This is a genomic window from Acidovorax sp. sic0104 (genome assembly GCF_019219095.1).
Classification (GTDB): Bacteria; Pseudomonadota; Gammaproteobacteria; order Burkholderiales; family Burkholderiaceae_C; genus Acidovorax.
Genome location: NZ_JAHUWH010000050.1, coordinates 1 through 677 on the forward strand (window position 1 = coordinate 1; position 677 = coordinate 677).

Annotated in this window: 1 protein-coding gene; it reads right to left on the bottom strand. The window is 73.0% G+C overall.

What is annotated here, in order from left to right:
• Nucleotides 1-2 precede the first annotated feature (2 nt).
• Nucleotides 3-677: methyl-accepting chemotaxis protein (locus KW835_RS26615; protein WP_255593994.1), on the bottom strand; the 675-nt coding region annotated here is incomplete at its 5' end.

Genomic DNA, 677 nt, shown 5'->3' on the forward strand with positions numbered 1-677 from the left:
CCTCAGAAGCTCTCCCAGTCATCGTCCCCGCCCGCTGCCGGCGCAGGTGCCCGCGCCGGTGCTGCCGCCGGCCTCGGTCCTGCTTTGGGCGCCAGCCTGGGCGCTGGCAGGCTGGCTGCAGGCGCCTTGCTTGCAGCTGCTGTGCCTGCACTGCTGGCTGAAGTGCTGCTGCGCGCCGCCAGCTGGGGCGCAGGGGTCGACAGGGCTTTGCGTGCCGCGGGCGCCGGCACGGGTGTCGCAGCGGTGTGTTGGCGCACCGGTGGGGGCGCTACGCTGCGCTGCGCCGAAGCGTCCAGCTTGAACACCGCCACCGCGTTCACCAGCTCGCCCGCCTGCGCATTGAGCGCGCTGGCCGCCGCCGCCATCTCCTCCACCAGCGCCGCGTTCTGCTGCGTCGCCTGGTCCATCTGCGTCACCGCCTCGCCCACCTGCCCCACCCCCGCGCTTTGCTCGCTGCTGGCCGCGCTGATCTCTCCCATGATGTCCGTCACGCGGCGGATCGACGACACCACCTCCGTCATCGTCGCTCCTGCCTTGTCCACCAGCGCCGTGCCCTGCTCCACCCGCTCCACGCTCGCGTTGATCAGCGCCTTGATCTCCTTGGCCGCCTCTGCGCTGCGCCCGGCCAGGCTGCGCACCTCGCCGGCCACCACCGCAAAGCCCCGGCCCTGCTCGCC